The following is a 15,759-nucleotide window of genomic DNA, read 5'->3' on the forward strand; positions in this document are numbered from 1 at the left end:
GGGCGTGGCCGTGGGCGATGGGGTCGCCGTTGGCGTGGTGGTCGGGGAGGCCGAGCCGCCTATCCGCCAGGTGATGGTCACCGCCGTGTTCGGGGAGGGGGTACCGGAGGGGCCCACCAGCTCCATCGGGAAGGTCACCGTGGCGGTGGGCAGGCCGTTGGTGGGCACACAGGAGTAGACGGCATTGATCGGGGTGGCCAGGGCGGGGATCGCTCCGAAGATGAGACCTCCCCCGATGGCTCCCAGGGCGGCGGTCTTCAGAGCGACGCGACGCCGCGCCTTGGACTTCAGCACTGTCCCGTTCTCCGTTTCGATGCGGTCTACCGGGCCGACAGGCGCACCAGCATGCCAGTCATTACTGATGTTTCGACTCAGATCCTATGAACAGTTCATGAGAATCTGCACCCATATGCCGAAATCGGGCATAGACTCAGTCTCGCAACGGTAAATCGTCACGAGCGGTGACCGCGTCGTCTCAGCGGGTCCGCTTGGAGAGGGTCGCGTAGACGATGATGTTGTCCGTATAGCTGTGCCGGCGGGGGTCATAAATGCCGCCGCAGGTGATCACGCGCAGGCTGGCGTCGTTGAGGTTGCTGTAGACCCGGGCGGTCGGGAACCGTGCCTTGCGGATCTTCTCCACGCCGTCCACGGTGAACTCCAGGACCTTGCCGTCCGTCCGGGTGATCCGGATCTTCTGCCCGCGCTTGACCTGGTGCAGGCGGGCGAAGACGGCGGGGCCCTGCCGGTTGTTCACATGGCCGAGGATCACGGCCGGGCCGATCTGGCCGGGCACCGGGCCGTGCTGGTACCACCCGGCCAGTTTGGGCTTGCTCAGCGGCGGGACGGCGATCTCGCGGTTCTTCTGGACGCCGAGGGACATGAGCCCGGCGGAGACCCCGATGGCCGGGATGGAGATCTTCGTCGGGCGGGTCCGCGCGTCGGTACGGACCGGCGGCGGGGCCTTGACCGACGGCATCGGCGGCGGCGCGGCCGGTTCCGCGGCGGTCAGCGGCACTCCGGGGCCGCCCGGCCCGACGGTGGGCAGCATCGCAGGCTCGGCGGCCTGCTGGACGACGTCCGCGGCGGGCCTGTCCTGCTGCTGTGGCACGGGGGCGGCGGCCAGGACGCCCTCTTGCGTCCGGTCCGGCTCGACGGGCGGAGCGAGGTACGTGAGCAGACCGGCCACGATCGCCGCGATCCCGCCGAGCGACCCGGCCACGAGCGCGGCGGGCAGAGCGGCCGCCCGCAGTCGCTCTTTGGCCCCCTTACCGCCAGGGTGCGGTGGTGCGGTCACTGCCCTGCTCCGGCATGCGCGGCCCTGCGTCTGCGCAGCGCCACACCACCCATGATCGCGCCCACCAGCATGGCGGAACCCGCCCCGATCAACGCCGCTCCAGAGGGCGGCGCGGGCGACTCTCCGGTCTGCGGGGCGCCTACCGGGGTGATCTCGACCTGCGGGGTCGCGGTGGCGGTCACCGTCCGGGTAGTGGTGGGGGCGGAGCTGGGCGACGCCGTGACAGTGGCGGTCGCGGTGGCAGTGGCAGTGGGGGTGGATTGGCCGCCGTTGCCGTTCTGTCCGCCGTTGTTGGTGTTGGTGCTGCTGGGGGTCGGAGTGTGGGGGGTCGGCGACGGCTGGTCGCCCACGGTAATCCTGAAGGTCACGTTCTTCTGGACCGGTGTGCATACCGCGCGGAACATCGACGGCGGGGCCTTGAACTCCTGGGTCACCACCTTGAAGGCGTCCACGATCGCCCACTTTGCTGCGACGTTCTTGATGGTGAGCTTGTGGTCCAACTTGTAGGGCAGGTCGCGTACCTTCCACAAGGTGTAGCCGCCGATGTTCTCCCCGGTGACTGGAGAGTCGTCCTCATTCTTGGACGGATCGGCCTCCTCAATGGGTCGGTCGTCGATCTTGAACTCCAGGGGACCTGCCCGGTGGTCCCGCTCGGTGATGAAGTCCACGCCGGTGCCCGCGAAGGTCAACGCCACGCTGGCGTCCTGCTGCTCGGTCCCGTGTACGTCCTGGCCGATGTTGTTTAGCGGCGGCTTGCGGTCGTTGAAGTCTTGCCAGACCGGGAGGTACTGCAAGCTGGGATCGTCGTCGTTGATCGTCTTCTCGCCGACGGCTGGAGTGAAGTTCACCACGAGCCTTTGTGGCGTGATCCTGATCTCGCCGGGCTTGGTCGCGCCCACCTCACCCGTCACCAGGGATGGCGGAGCGAGCGGGTCGCCCTTCTTCACTTCCTGCTGCTTGAGCGAGCCCTCGGCCACGTCCCTGCCGCGCCACGGCCCCTCGATGCGCAGGGTGCCCCTGGCCGACAGCACCGCCCCGGGGATCTGGTCGACCGGCGCGGTGAAGGCAGTCTGGCCGCGGTAGGCGATGGCCCACTTCACATCGATGGGCCGCCCCACGGTCATCGTCGTCGGCGCGGTGACCGTCACCCTGAGCTTTGTACCGTTCCCCACACTGTCCGGCCCGCCGATGCCGGTGCAGTTGTAGTCCAGATCCACGCCGACCGTGTTGGCCTCGGCAGGGGTACTGGATATCGCGAACAGGCCCCCGCCCACCAGGCTTAACGCCGACACGAGGATGGCCTTACGCAGCCCTGCTCCCGACCCGCTCACCGCACACTCCGATCACAAGTCCCAGAAAAGCGTACTGAGCGGGCGAACGCCACCGAGGTCGATTTCCGCACTGTGGCGCACTTGTGATGTCCACCGGAACCTGTACCGCGACGCGAATAGAACACTATTCTGTTCGACAGGAGCGGGCATACAGGAGGCGAAGCATGCGACGTGATCTCTACGACGAGGAACACCTGCTCTTCCAAGAGACCGTCAGAGACTTCCTGGCCCGCGAGGTCGTCCCGCACCACACCCAGTGGGAGAAGGACGGCATCGTCCCCCGTGAGGTCTGGAAGAAGGCCGGCGAGCTGGGCATGTTCGGCTTCTCGGTGCCCGAGGAGTACGGCGGTGCGGGCATCACCGACTTCCGCTACAACATGGTGATCGTCGAGGAGATCGTCAGGGTCGGCGCCACCGGTCTCGGCTTCGGCCTGCACAACGACATCGTGGCCCCCTACCTGGTGAACCTGACCGACGACGAGCAGAAGCAACGCTGGCTGCCCGGGTTCGTGTCCGGTGAGCTGGTGACCGCCATCGCGATGACCGAACCGGCCGCGGGCAGTGACCTGCAAGGCATCCGCGCCACCGCGATCAGGGCGGACGGCGCGGACCACTACCTGCTCAACGGCCAGAAGACCTTCATCACCAACGGGATCAACGCCGACCTGGTCATCGTGGCCGCCAAGACCGACCCGGAGGCCGGGGCCAAGGGCACCACGCTGCTGGTGGCGGAACGCGGCATGGACGGCTTCACTCGGGGCCGGAACCTGGAGAAGGTCGGCATGCACGCCCAGGACACCGCCGAGCTGTACTTCGACAACGTCAGGGTGCCGGCGGCCAACCGGCTCGGCGACCGGGACGGCCAGGGGTTCGTCCAGCTCATGCGCAATCTCCCGCAGGAGCGGGTGTCCATCGCGGTTGCCGGGGTGGCCGCGGCCGAGACCGTGCTGGAGAGCACGATCGAGTACTGCAAGACCCGCACGGCGTTCGGCCACAACCTGGGCGGCTTCCAGAACACCCGGTTCGTGCTCGCCGAGCTGGCCACCGAAGTGGAGATCGCCCGGCACTACCTGGACAAGTGCGTCGTGGCGCTCAACGCCGGGCGGCTCGACGCCGTAGACGCGGCCAAGGCCAAGTGGTGGACCACCGAGTTGCAGAACAAGGTCATCGACCGCTGCCTGCAACTCCACGGCGGGTACGGCTACATGCAGGAGTATCCGGTCGCCAAGGCGTGGCTGGACAGCCGGGTGCAGACGATCTACGGCGGCACCACCGAGATCATGAAGGAGATCATCGGCCGTTCCTTCGGCTTCTAGCGCGGCGCCCGGGGCCTAGCGCACCTCGCGCAGGATGCGCGACCGCCTCGGGCACCAGATGCGGCCGGGCAGGAAGGTGTCGCCCACCTCGGCGAGCCGCCGTTCGACCTCGGCCGACGGCGCGTCGCAGGATCGGCCGCCGCGGGCGATGAAGGTGATCGAGTGAGGGGCGTAGTGCCAGCTCCACTCGTCGTTGTGCGGCGCGCGGACCTTCACGATCCAACCCTTGACATGCGGGTCGGCGTCCGTCGCGCCGCTCAGCAGGTCTCTGGCGTGCTGGATCTTGGCGGGCTCGACGAGCTTGATGACCCACTTGCCGGGGTGCGGCGGATGGTCGAACTCGAAGTACGCCTTCACCTCCGCCCCGGCGGCCGGTGGGGCGAGCGTGCCGGCCAGCACGAGCGCCGCGAGCGCGGCACCGGCCCTGCCTGCGATACGTCGCACGGACATGCGGAAGCCTCCTCAAATCGTCACCACCATGGGTAACCGATCATGCTCGGAGCATGACGGTCGACGGCTATGGCCCCCGGGTGAGTTCGCCGTTGCCGCGCGCCCTGCCGTACCCGGTGCGGCGGTGGCGGGCGGAGCGGGGGACGTGCCGGTCGTGGCCGGATTCATCGTGGCCGGTTTCGTGGTGATCCGTACCGGCGGCGCGGCGGGTGGCGGTGAAGGCCGCGAGGGCCGTGGTGATCGGTACGGCGGCGATCAGGCCGATGGTGCCGACCACGCTGCGGACGATCTCCTGCACGATGACCGGGGTGTTGACGATTTCGCCGAGCGGCTGCCGGCCGACGCTGATGAGCAGCAGCAACGGCAGCGACGCGCCCGCGTACGCCAGGATGATGGTGTTGATCACCGAGGCGATGTGTGCTCGGCCCACCCGCGCCCCGGCGCGGTAGAGCTGGCGCACGGAGTAGCCGGGGTTGGCGTGCGCGAGTTCGGCGACCGTGACGGCCTGGGTGACGGTGACGTCGTCGAGCACGCCGAGCGAGCCGATGATGATGCTGGCCAGCAGCAGCCCCTGGGTGTTGATCTGGAGGCTCATGTCCAGGTTGAAGGAGCTCTCGTCGGTGATCCCGTTGAGGTGGGCGATCCCGATCGCCGCCAACGCGAGCACACCGGTGAGGGACAGGCTGAGCAGCGTGCCCATCACCGCCATGGACGTGCGCACGCTGAACCCGTGCGTGAGGTACAGCACGGTCAGCATGATCGCCGCCGCCCCGACGACGGCCACCAGCAGCGGCTGATGCCCCTCCAGGATCGCCGGGATGACGAACATCAACAGCAGCACGAACGTGATCGCCAGCCCGGCCAGCGCGCTCACCCCGCGCCACCGGCCGAAGGCGATCACCGCCAGCGCGAACGCCGCGCCCAGCAGCCCGAGCGGCAGCGAACGGTCGTGGTCGGAGATCTGGTACGGCGAGGCGCCCAGCTTCTCGTCGCCGGGCGTGTGGAGGAGCACGATGTCGTCGCCCGCCGAGAAGACCTGCGCGCCCGGCCCGCTGGGCAGCGCCACGGTGATGCTCTCGCCCTGCTGCGGCCCTCCGGTCAGTTCGACTGCGGCGTCGCCGCAGGTGGCCGGGTCGGGCATGGGCTGCTGTCCGGGCGTCTGCCCGTCCGGGGGCGGCTCCTCCTGGCAGGGTTTCAGGGTGATCGCGGCGATCGTGCCGGTCACCCGCTCGGGGGCGGGGCCCGCCTCCGGTACGGCGCCGGCCGAGTCGCCCGGCCAGAGCCAGACCAGCGCGGCGAGGGTGGCCAGCGCCAGCGGGACGATCACGGCCAAGGTGGCGATCACCGCGCCACGGGAAGCGGGCACGGCGGGGCCGTGCGAATGGTCAGCGCCCATGATCCGGTGGAAGGCCCTCCCCTAGCTCTCGAACTAGAGAAGTACCACACCGGGCGTCCGGCTTCGTACCGATTCACCATGATGGACTGCGGTCACCGGCCCCGGATACCCCGCACAGGCGGCCGGGAGGGCGCATACTGGTCGTGTGGCGATCGACGGCGGTCTCATCCTGCTGGTGTTCCTGGCGCTGCTGTTCGCCTGGGGCCTCAACAGAGTGCGCCGGATGCTGCGCCTCGGGCCGCTCGCCTACGGCGGTGTCATGATCGTCTTCATCATCGTCGTGCTGGCCATCTGGACCCAGACCTTCCGCTGAGCCGACGGCAGTCCGCCACGGCCGGATAGTGTGCCCGACATGACCCGCAAATCCGGCTTATCGGGCAGGCGTGGTATCGGGGCCCGTCGCTAGCGGCCTCGGGTGGGGATCTCGAACCAGACCGCCTTGCCCTCGTGGGTGGGGCGCGAGCCCCACCGGCTGGCGAGCTGGTCGACCAGGTAGAGGCCGCGGCCGCCTTCGTCGTTCTCGCCCGCGCTGCGGATGCGCGGCAGCCGGAGGTCCTGGTCGAAGACCTCGACCCAGACCGACTCGCCGCCGCGGCGCAGCCGGAGCGTGAACTCCTTCTCGCCGACCGCCTCCTCCTCAAGGCCCGGGAGGTCCCATGACTCGTCGAAGGGGATCGGCGGCCCGTCCATGGTCAACTCGCGGCGTGGTACCGAGGCGGCGGCCGCGTGCAGGACCACGTTGGTGACCACCTCAGAGACCAGCAGACAGGCCAGTTCGGCGCGCTCCTCCGGCACGTTCCACCCGGAAAACGCCTCGGCGGCCATCCGGCGGGCCTCGCCCACCATGATCGGCTGAGCCGGGAAGGTGCGCTCCTCGACTTCGAGATCGGCGGGGCTGGAGCGGATGACCAGGATGGCCATGTCGTCGTCGATCTCGCCGGGGACGGCGACGGTCGCCGCGTCGGCCAGCTCCTCCACCGAGATGTCGCCGATCTTGGCGAGCTTGTCACAGAGGAGCTGGAGGTTTTCCTCCTGGCTCGGGATGGTGCCGTCGGCGTCGCGCGCGGGGCGGCGGTCCACCAGGCCGTCGGTGTAGAGGAGCAGCGACGCGCCCGGGGGCAGCGTGCGGGTCTCCTCCTTGTAGACGAGGTCGGCGTGGATGCCCTTGGCATGGACGCCGAGCGGCTGGCCCACCTCGTGGATGTCGAGCTCCTGGCAGGTGCCGTCGACCAGCAGCAGCGGCGGGGCGTGCCCGGCGTTGGCGAAGGAGAGCGTCCGCGACCAGGCGTCGTAGACCATGTACTGGCAGGTCACGATGGGCGACACGGCGATGTCGTCGCCGCCGGGGCCGGGCTCGGGGGTGGCCACCAGGCGGGTCCATTCGTCCAGCCGGGCCAGGATGTCGGCGGGCGACTTGTCGTCCTGGGCGAAGGCGCGCAGCGCGGCGCGGAGCTGGCCCATGATCGCGGCGGCCTTCGCGCCGCGGCCCTCCACGTCGCCGATGACGATGCCGACCCGGCCGGCCGAGAGCGGGATCACGTCGTACCAGTCGCCGCCGACCTGGGTCTGGATGCCCTGGCCGTGCGAGGCGAGCGGGGCGGCCGGGTAGTAGCGCACCGCGATCCGCAGGCCGTCGAGCTGTGGCAGCGCGCGGGGCAGCAGGTGCTTCTGGAAGGACTCGGCGGTGTGCCGCTCCTCCTCGAACAGCAGCGCGTTGTCCACGGCCAGAGCGACCCTGGTGGCGATGGCGCCGACGAAGTCGCGGTCGAAGGCGTCGTAGTGCGGGTTGCGCCGGTCGGTGAGGTTGGACAGGCCGAGGTACATCAGGCCGAGGATCTCGCCGCGCACGCACAGCGGGGCGACGATGGCCGAGGTCATCCCGATCTCGCCGCACAGCTTGGCGCTGGCCACGCTCGCGCTCGGGTAGCTGACCTGCGAGAAGTCCTCCACCAGGATGGTCTCCTGGCGGCGCATCGCCGACTCGGCGTAGTGGCCGGGCGGGTAGTGGATCTCCGCGCCGACCGGGCGCCAGCTGTCGGGCGGCGGGGCCCAGTTCTGGACATGGGTGGACACCCTGCGGATCAGCCGGTCGTTCTCCATCAGCTCGATGAAGCAGTGGTCGGCGAACTGCGGGACCAGCATGTCGGCGACGCGCTTGAGGGTCTCCTCGACGTAGAGAGACCCGGCCAGCCGTTCGCCGATGCGCTCCAGCAGGCCGAAGCGGTCTTTCTCCCGCTCGTTGCTGCGCATCGCCTCGCGGGCGGTGATCACGATGCCGGTGACCGACCCGGAGGAGTGGCGCAGCGGCACGGCCTGCGCCCTGACGTAGATCATCGTGCCGTCGGACCGGGTGACGTCGAAGGTGCCCTCCCACACGCCGCCGCGCAGGACGTGCTTGGCCAGCTCGACGGCCAGCGGGTGGTCCTTCTCCATGATGCCCATGGACAGGGCTTCCGGATCACGGGAACCCGCCGGCCGGCTGGGCCGCCCGAACAGCTTCTCGGCGAACGGGTTCCAGTAAAGGAGGTTGCTGAACCGGTCGGTGACCACGACGGCCATCTCCGCGTGATCGAGGACCGACGCGGGCGAGAGGTGGTCCGCGGCGTCCTGCGAGAGATCCCCCCAGCGTTTCATCCGGCGATCACCACCTCGTACGGGTGGCCATGCGGGTAGCGAACCACGGATGCTCCTGCGTTGATCGAGCAGTAGGGAGTCTCCCTGGAGGGATTCAACCAAGCAGCCGCGCGGCGATCAGCGCTTTGCGACAAAAACATGCGCGGCGACCTCACGTGGCAGCTCCGCGCTCGTGTTGTCAGCCTGATCGTCACCTGTCACCCGCACACCGTCGTCGCTCGCCGCGAGCGTCACCTCGCGTCCGGGTTGTATCCCAACTTGCTTGAGTTTAAGCATCACAGCAGGATCGCTTTGCACTTGTTCGCTAATTCGTCGCACCACGACAGCCATGTCACGCGCGCCCGCGAGGTCGGACATCGCCAGCATGGCATCGTCGTCGACCAGAACCGAGTCGCTGACGCCCAGTTCGTCGAGACCCGGGATGGGGTTGCCGTGCGGGCAGACCGTGGGCTTGTTGAGCAGCGTCACGAGCCTGGCCTCGACGGACTCCGACATCACGTGCTCCCAGCGGCACGCCTCGACGTGGACCTCCTCCCAGGGCAGCCCGATCACCTGGGTGAGCAGGCACTCCGCGAGCCGGTGCTTGCGCATCACGCGCATGGCCAGGGTGCGGCCCAGCTCGGTCATCGTGAGGTGGCGGTCGCCTTCCACACGCACGAGGCCGTCGCGCTCCATGCGCGCGACCGTCTGGCTGACCGTCGGCCCGCTCTGCTGCAGCCGCTCGGCGATACGCGCGCGAAGAGGGACGATCCCCTCCTCTTCCAACTCATAGATCGTCCGGAGATACATCTCCGTCGTGTCGATCAGGCCATGTGCGGTCAAGGGCTCCTCCCGTCCTTCCACGATGCTACGCCCATCGGGCCCTGGACTGAGACGGCTCGGCGAGGGCAGTGGCGGCAATGTGCCGGACGAAGCCGAACCACCGCCTGGCAGGAGTTGACGAGCGTGGCAAAGCAGGCCAACACCGGAGCAGAGCATTTCCTTCCCGACCGATCCGGCATGAGCGACATCGCGGCCCTCCGCGCGGCCGCGGCCGACTGCCAGGGCTGCGACCTCTACCGCGACGCGACGCAGGCCGTCTTCGGGGAGGGCGGCGCGGACGCCCGGTACGTGTTCGTCGGGGAGCAGCCGGGTGACCAGGAGGATCGCCAGGGCCATCCGTTCGTGGGACCGGCCGGCCGGGTGCTGGATCGGGCGATCGCGGAGGCGGGCATCGAGCGCGACACGGTGTACCTGACCAACGCCGTGAAGCACTTCAAGTTCACCTACAAGGGCAAGCGCCGCATCCACCAGAAGCCGAGCGCCGCCGAGGTGTCCGCGTGCGCGCCCTGGCTGGACGCCGAACTGCGGCTGCTGCACCCCGAGGTCACGGTCATCCTCGGCGCGACGGCGGCCAGGGCGCTGCTCGGCCCGTCGTTCCGGCTGACCCAGCACCGCGGCGAGCCGATGCCGCACGGCGAGACCACGCTGGTGGCCACGGTCCACCCGTCCGCGGTACTGCGGGCGCCCGACCGGGACGAGGCGTACCAGGAGTTCCTGTCTGACCTGATGGTGGCCGCCCGGGAGGGGGTCACCCGGTGAGTCAGCGGCCTGCGGGCCGGTAGGTCCGGAAGGCCGGTACGGCGAGCCCGACCACGACCACCAGCACCGCGCACACGATCCCGCCGCCCACCCACGCGGGCATGACGCCCACCACGGCGGCCGTCGCCCCGGCCCGCAGGTCGCCCAGGCGCGGCCCGCCCGCGACCACGACGTGGAACACCCCCTGCAAGCGCCCGCGCATCTCGTCCGGCGCGTACGTCTGCAGGATGGTCTGCCGCCACACGGCCGACACCAGGTCAGCCGCGCCGCCCAGCGCGAGCAGCGCCACCATCAGCCAGAGCTGCCCCGCGAGCCCGGCGGCGGCCACGGACAGGCCCCACAGCGCGATGACGATGGTCAGGGCCACCCCCTGGCGGCGCACCCTGCCGACCCAGCCGGAGAACAGCCCCCCGATCACCGAGCCGATCGCGATGCTGGCCGAAAGCCAGCCGAAGGCCATCCCCGAGTTGCCGAACCGCTCGGCGGTGATCTCCGGGAACAGCGCCCTGGGCAGTGCGAAGGCCATCGCGATGATGTCCACGACGAACGACATGAGCACCACGGGGTGCCGCGCGATGAAGCCCAGGCCCTCGTTGACCGACCGCCAGCCGGGACGCCGGGTGATCTCGCCCAGCGGCGGCAGCGGCGGCAGGCGCAGCGCGGCGTAGAAGCCGCCGGTGAACAGGATGAAGTCGATCAGGTAGGCGGTGGCGAAGCCGCCCCGGTCGAGCACGATGCCGGCCAGCAGCGGGCCGATGACCGTGCCGAGGTTGCCGACCAGGAAGTTCAGGGTGTTGGCGGCCGGGACCTCCTCGACGGTCACCAGCCTGGGGATGATCGCGCCGCGGGTGGGGCCGGTGACGGCGAAACCGGCGGAGTGGACGGCCACCGTGCCCAGCATCAGCGCGATGTTGTCGATCCGGAGTACGGCCTGGAGGAGCAGCGCGCCGGTCGCCACCCAGGCGATCAGGGACCCGGCGAGCAGCAGCCTGCGGCGGTCCACCGCGTCTGCGACCGCCCCGCCCCACAGGCCGAAGACGACCAGGGGCACCAGGCTGGCCGGGCCGATCATGCCGACCCAGAACGACGACTCGGTGATCGAGTAGATCTGCGCGCCCATGGTCACCGACGTGAGCTGGAAGCCGATGAAGGAGACGCCCTGGCCCCACCACAGCCGCCGGTAGGCGACGTTCCGCAAAGGGGTGGTATCGACGGCAATCCGCTGCCACAACCGCCCAGCCACCCATTACCCCCAGTTGAATCCACAGTCGTCCCCTCAAAGGGAAGCATGTGCCGTCCGGCAGGGGGCACCCGGGCCATGTGCGGGCAAGAGATCGTAAATTGTCCTTTCTGATGTGATCCGGCCGGGATTCGCGGGCTGACCTGCGGGCACGGGGGGGCCATCTGGCCAGGCCGACGAACTCGCCCGGCTGGCCGACCTCAGGAACCACGGCGACCTCACCCCGCAGGAGTTCGGGCACGCCAAGGCCAAAGTCCTGGCTAGGTGAGCGGGGCCTTCGGGATCAGGCCAGGATCAGGGCGATGAACAGCAGGCACACCATGATGTTGATCAGCCGGCCGTGCGAGCCCATCCAGTCCCGGACGCGGGGCATGACGGCGGTCACCCGCCGCCGGAAGGCCAGGTAGCCCAGCAGCGGCAGGGCCGCCAGGAACACCGTGGCCAGCACGAACGGTATCGCCGCCGAAGGCGGTGAGTCGTGCTGTGCCAGGTTCACGCCGACGGTGAGCATCGCGATCAGGTCCGTCGGCATAAGCAGGACCAGCAACGCCCCGGTCACGAAGGCGCGGCCAAGGCCGGCGCCCAGGAGGGTCGCGAGCCACGAGGGCGGTTCGGCGGTGGCGCGGCCCAGGTAGTTCCTGACCACCGCGACCAGCAGCGACCCGACCAGGACGTACTGGATGATCGCGCCCGCCGATCCACCGTCGGCGGGGTCGCCGAGGGACAGGACACCGGAGAGCAGGGCGGCGATCCGCCGGGCCAGCGCCACCTTCGCGACGGTCGCGAGCGCGAACCCGGCGAGGTACGCCAGCGACACCCGCACCACCTGCCGGTGCGTGAGCAGGATGATCGCCGACATGATCTGCGGCCCCGCGACCATGGTGACGGCCAGTGGAAGCACCTGAAGAGCCATGGCCGTCCTCCCGTGGCGGCGCTCGAAGACCCCTCGCCCACCCGCCAGGCCCCGCCTCCCCCGTGAAACGGATCAATGAATCCATAGATCGGTCACTGCCCCGGCTTGGCCTTGTCCGCCACAGACCGTCACGGGGCCAGGCGTTCCAGTAGCCAGCCGCCGCCCGACCTGCGGTACCGCAGCCGGTCGTGCATCCGGTCGGTCTGCCCCTGCCAGAACTCGACCTCCTGCGGGACCACCCGGAACCCGCCCCAGAAGTCGGGCACGGGCGGATCTTCGGGCCAGCGCGCGGCCAGTTCCTCGTAGCGGGCGTCCAGGTCCTCCCTGGAGGCCACCACGGCGGACTGGCGGGAGGCCCATGCGCCGATCCGCGAGCCGTACGGCCTGCTGTGGAAGTACGCGGCCGTCTCCTCCTTGGACAGCCGTACCACGGACCCCTCCACGCGGACCTGGCGGCGGATCGGATGCCAGGGGAACAGCAGGCACGCCCTCGCGTTCTCGGCGAGGTCGCGGCCCTTGCGCGACTCGTAGTTGGTGTAGAAGACGAAACCCTGCGTGCTGTACCCCTTGAGCAGCACCGTCCGCGCGCTGGGCCGGCCGCCCGCCGAGGCGGTGGCCAGGACTATGGCGTTGGGTTCGGGTAGCCCGGAGTCCAGGGCGTCGGAGAACCACGTGGCGAACTGCGCCACCGGCTCGGCGGCGAGGTCCGCTTCGAGCAGCGGCTCGCCCTGATACGTACGGCGAAGCCCCGCCAGAGAGGGGGGGCGCGATGCGGCGTCCACGGGAGGCTATTCTTCCCCGCCCGGGTACATGACCTGCGCAGGCCCCCCTACCTGGCACTATTGCTCTTCGGCACGCCCGGCGGCGGGGTGGGTCCGGACAGGGGGTTGAATAAGACCCGCCGGTATCTCGACATCAAGGCTTTGACTCAGGAAAGGGAGGCGGCCGAGAATGTCCGACTTCAAACCCGGGCTCGAAGGCGTAGTGGCTTTCGAGTCCGAGATCGCGGAACCGGACAAGGAAGGTGGCGCCCTGCGCTATCGGGGCGTCGACATCGAAGAACTCGTCGGCAAGGTCACCTTCGGCCACGTCTGGGGCCTGCTGGTGGACAACGACTTCCAGCCGGGGCTGCCCCCCGCGGAGCCGTACCCGATCCCCGTCCACTCCGGTGACATCCGCGTCGACGTGCAGAGCGCGCTGGCCATGCTGGCGCCCGCGTACGGCTTCCGCCAGTTGCACGACATCGACGAGAAGGAGGCCCGCGAGGACCTGGCCAGGGCCAGCGTCACCGCGCTGAGCTTCGTCGCCCAGTCCGCCCGGGGCCTGGGCCTGCCGATGGTCCCGCAGAGCCGGGTGGACCAGGCCGAGAGCATCGTCGAGAGATTCATGATCCGCTGGCGCGGTGAGCCTGACCCCAAGCACGTCAGGGCCATCGACGCGTACTGGACCTCGGCCGCCGAGCACGGCATGAACGCCTCGACCTTCACCGCCAGGGTCATCGCCTCCACCGGCGCCGACGTGGCCGCCGCGCTGTCCGGCGCGGTCGGCGCGATGTCGGGGCCGCTGCACGGCGGCGCGCCCGCGCGGGTCCTGCACATGGTCGAGGAGGTCGAGCGGATCGGCGACGCCGAGACCTACGTCAAGCAGGCCCTGGACCGCGGCGAGCGGCTGATGGGCTTCGGCCACCGCGTCTACCGCGCCGAGGACCCGCGCGCCCGCGTGCTCCGCCGTACCGCCCAGGAGCTGGGCTCACCGCGCTACGAGGTCGCCGCGGCGCTTGAGCGGGCCGCGCTGGCCGAGTTGCACGCCCGCAAGCCGGACCGCGTGCTGGCCACCAACGTGGAGTTCTGGGCGGCCCTGCTGCTCGACTTCGCCGAGGTGCCCCCGCACATGTTCACCTCGATGTTCACCTGCGCGCGTACGGCCGGCTGGGCCGCGCACATCCTTGAGCAGAAGCGGACCGGCCGCCTGGTCCGTCCCAGCGCACGGTATGTCGGACCGCCCCAGCGGTCGGTCATGGACGTGCCCGGGGCGGCTCAGGTCCTCGACAACCGCTGACCCTTTCCGCCCCCGACGGAGCCGCGGTGCGTACCGCCCCGCTCACGGCACGGGCCGCGGCTCACTTCGGGCGCGCACACGCCGCCGCGTCATCGGTCGGCGTGCACACATGGTGGACGGCGAAGTTCTCCCCCTTCTCGATGCCCACCAGCCACACCTGCCGGTCGAGCGCGTCATGCCCCTTGGCGTCGGCAGAGAAGGTGATCTTCCCGGTGGCCCCCACCACGGACAGCCCGCGCAGGTTGTAGTGGACCCCGGTACGCACGGGGGTGGCGCCCCACGTCTTCTGGAAGTCGCCCATGGCCAGGAAGTCGTCCAGCGCCTCGGTGACCACGAGGGCCGCGTCATAGCCGAGCGCCGCGTTGCCGGCCGCGTAGTAGGGCAGCGCCACCTCGTCGGCTTTGGACTTCTCCACCCAGCCGTCCAGGACCGCCCGATGCCCTGACTTCGCCTCCCGGTCATCCGCTCCCGCCTTCACCTCGCCGCGCGGGTCGGTCAGCGCGACCAGGAAGATGTCCAGCCCGTGATCGGGGCCGTGTTCACGGATCTCCTTGGTGATGTCACTCGTCACGTCGTCGCTCGCCATCACCAAGACCCTGCGGTCCGCGCAGTGCCCCCGCCAGGCGTCGGTGAGCGTGGCGAGCTGGGGAGAACGGCCGGCGAAGTAGATCAGTTCGGAGCCGTGCTCGCAGGCGTTCCGCACGGCCTGGGTGAGCGTGGTCCCGTCCGAGAACCGGTACTCCGACACGCCCGGGAGCAACCGGAGGAACCGGTCGGTCAGGTCCGCGCTGTAAAGCTCGTGCGGCGCGACCTGGTAGATGACCGCGACCTGCTCACCGCGGAACCTCCGCCCGCCGGCCGCGGGCACGCCCAGCTTGGTGATCCACTCCACGGTGGCCCGCGCCTGCCTGGAGTTGGCGGCGGGGAGCCGGAAGAACCACGCCGACGACCCACCCGGCACGGTCGTCAGGTTGTCGGCGGTGCTCGTGGTGCCGACCATCGGCAACTGGGCCGGGCCGAGCACGCCGATGGCGTCCCTGACCTCCGTGCGGGACCAGCCCAGGCCGATGACCGCCGCGAAGGTCTCGTCCTCCACGGCCCGCCGCTTGACGTGCTGGGCGGCGGTGACCGCGTAGACGTAATCCTGTCCCGTGTTCGCGAACTCCACCCGCATCTTGGGGAGGTCGCCGAGCATGTTGTAGCCGGCCTGACGGGCGGCGATGCCGACCAGTTCGCCCGCGGCGCCGACGAGCGGGCTCACATCGGTCGTGGCGGCCCGTTGGGTGAGCGGGCCGAAGTAGACGACGGTGAACGTCCTGGCGTCCTGGTGGATGGCCTTGTTCTGCCGGTCGATACGGGCCAGCAGGGGCGCGAGGAACGGATCGAAGCTCTCCACCGACGCGGTCATTCCGACGCACTGCCCGCCCTTCAGCTCCAGCCCGTCCGCGCAGGCGGAGGGCAACAGGGCTTGGGCGGTGGCGAAGAACGGGAGCCCGATGGCCAGGATCACCGCCGCCTGGTAGGTCAGGGCGAGGCCCCGCCCGCC

The 15,759-nt window shown here is 69.9% G+C and carries 14 protein-coding genes and 1 pseudogene; 4 read left to right on the top strand and 11 right to left on the bottom strand.

What is annotated here, in order from left to right:
• From C1I98_RS40595 to C1I98_RS20100, 3 genes and pseudogenes are all read right to left on the bottom strand, one after another.
• Window positions 1-294: pseudogene (locus tag C1I98_RS40595) on the bottom strand (hypothetical protein); the annotation flags it as partial.
• Between the two features lie 181 nt (window positions 295-475).
• The gene (locus tag C1I98_RS20095) at window positions 476-1,294 is read right to left on the bottom strand and encodes a class F sortase (RefSeq protein WP_146607534.1); all 819 of its coding nucleotides are present in this window, start codon (window positions 1,292-1,294) and stop codon (window positions 476-478) included.
• Window positions 1,291-2,586 carry a hypothetical protein gene (locus C1I98_RS20100; protein WP_146607535.1) on the bottom strand — a complete coding sequence of 432 codons (1,296 nt, stop codon included), beginning with the start codon at window positions 2,584-2,586 and terminating at the stop codon, window positions 1,291-1,293. The genes C1I98_RS20095 and C1I98_RS20100 overlap by 4 nt, the downstream gene beginning before the upstream one ends.
• Window positions 2,587-2,789: 203 nt before the next feature.
• On the opposite strand from C1I98_RS20100, the gene C1I98_RS20105 reads away from it, so the two are divergent.
• Window positions 2,790-3,941: an acyl-CoA dehydrogenase family protein gene (locus C1I98_RS20105; protein WP_111168977.1), complete on the top strand. Its 1,152-nt coding sequence runs from the start codon at window positions 2,790-2,792 to the stop codon at window positions 3,939-3,941.
• A gap of 15 nt (window positions 3,942-3,956) precedes the next feature.
• On the opposite strand, the gene C1I98_RS20110 is transcribed toward C1I98_RS20105, so the two are convergent.
• Window positions 3,957-4,391: a BP74-related protein gene (locus C1I98_RS20110; RefSeq protein ID WP_199537067.1), complete on the bottom strand. Its 435-nt coding sequence runs from the start codon at window positions 4,389-4,391 to the stop codon at window positions 3,957-3,959.
• Between the two features lie 67 nt (window positions 4,392-4,458).
• Entirely contained in the window at window positions 4,459-5,757 is a 1,299-nt protein-coding gene (locus tag C1I98_RS20115; protein WP_233508018.1) for a YibE/F family protein, read from the bottom strand.
• 175 nt (window positions 5,758-5,932) lie between these two features.
• Here C1I98_RS20115 and C1I98_RS41550 point away from each other — a divergent pair, with 175 nt between their 5' ends.
• The gene (locus C1I98_RS41550; RefSeq protein WP_158558113.1) at window positions 5,933-6,100 is read left to right on the top strand and encodes a hypothetical protein; all 168 of its coding nucleotides are present in this window, start codon (window positions 5,933-5,935) and stop codon (window positions 6,098-6,100) included.
• Window positions 6,101-6,189: 89 nt separating this feature from the next.
• Here the strand turns inward: C1I98_RS41550 and C1I98_RS20120 are convergent, their stop codons facing one another.
• Window positions 6,190-8,421 carry an ATP-binding SpoIIE family protein phosphatase gene (locus C1I98_RS20120; protein WP_111168979.1) on the bottom strand — a complete coding sequence of 744 codons (2,232 nt, stop codon included), beginning with the start codon at window positions 8,419-8,421 and terminating at the stop codon, window positions 6,190-6,192.
• Between the two features lie 117 nt (window positions 8,422-8,538).
• On the bottom strand, window positions 8,539-9,243 hold the full coding sequence (locus tag C1I98_RS20125) for an iron-dependent transcriptional repressor DtxR (protein ID WP_111168980.1): 705 nt from the start codon (window positions 9,241-9,243) through the stop codon (window positions 8,539-8,541).
• Between C1I98_RS20125 and C1I98_RS20130 the strand changes: the two genes are divergently transcribed.
• Entirely contained in the window at window positions 9,232-10,002 is a 771-nt protein-coding gene (locus C1I98_RS20130; RefSeq protein ID WP_111168981.1) for a UdgX family uracil-DNA binding protein, read from the top strand. The two genes, C1I98_RS20125 and C1I98_RS20130, sit on opposite strands and share 12 nt — an antisense overlap.
• Before the next feature lies 1 nt (window position 10,003).
• On the opposite strand, the gene C1I98_RS20135 is transcribed toward C1I98_RS20130, so the two are convergent.
• The 3 genes from C1I98_RS20135 to pdxH form a co-directional block, all read right to left on the bottom strand.
• Window positions 10,004-11,200 (bottom strand): MFS transporter, encoded by a 1,197-nt coding sequence (locus C1I98_RS20135; RefSeq protein WP_233508020.1) that lies wholly within the window; start codon window positions 11,198-11,200, stop codon window positions 10,004-10,006.
• 325 nt (window positions 11,201-11,525) lie between these two features.
• Window positions 11,526-12,155: a GAP family protein gene (locus C1I98_RS20145; RefSeq protein ID WP_111168983.1), complete on the bottom strand. Its 630-nt coding sequence runs from the start codon at window positions 12,153-12,155 to the stop codon at window positions 11,526-11,528.
• 128 nt (window positions 12,156-12,283) lie between these two features.
• Window positions 12,284-12,937 (bottom strand): pyridoxamine 5'-phosphate oxidase, encoded by a 654-nt coding sequence (pdxH, locus tag C1I98_RS20150; RefSeq protein WP_111168984.1) that lies wholly within the window; start codon window positions 12,935-12,937, stop codon window positions 12,284-12,286.
• Between the two features lie 169 nt (window positions 12,938-13,106).
• Here pdxH and C1I98_RS20155 point away from each other — a divergent pair, with 169 nt between their 5' ends.
• Window positions 13,107-14,213 (top strand): citrate synthase 2, encoded by a 1,107-nt coding sequence (locus C1I98_RS20155; protein ID WP_111168985.1) that lies wholly within the window; start codon window positions 13,107-13,109, stop codon window positions 14,211-14,213.
• 61 nt (window positions 14,214-14,274) lie between these two features.
• Here C1I98_RS20155 and C1I98_RS41555 read toward each other — a convergent pair.
• Window positions 14,275-15,759 (bottom strand): ABC transporter substrate-binding protein (locus C1I98_RS41555; RefSeq protein ID WP_158558114.1); only part of this gene is annotated, 1,485 nt, incomplete at its 5' end.

This window comes from Spongiactinospora gelatinilytica, assembly GCF_003236385.1.
Taxonomy (GTDB): domain Bacteria; phylum Actinomycetota; class Actinomycetes; order Streptosporangiales; family Streptosporangiaceae; genus Spongiactinospora; species Spongiactinospora gelatinilytica.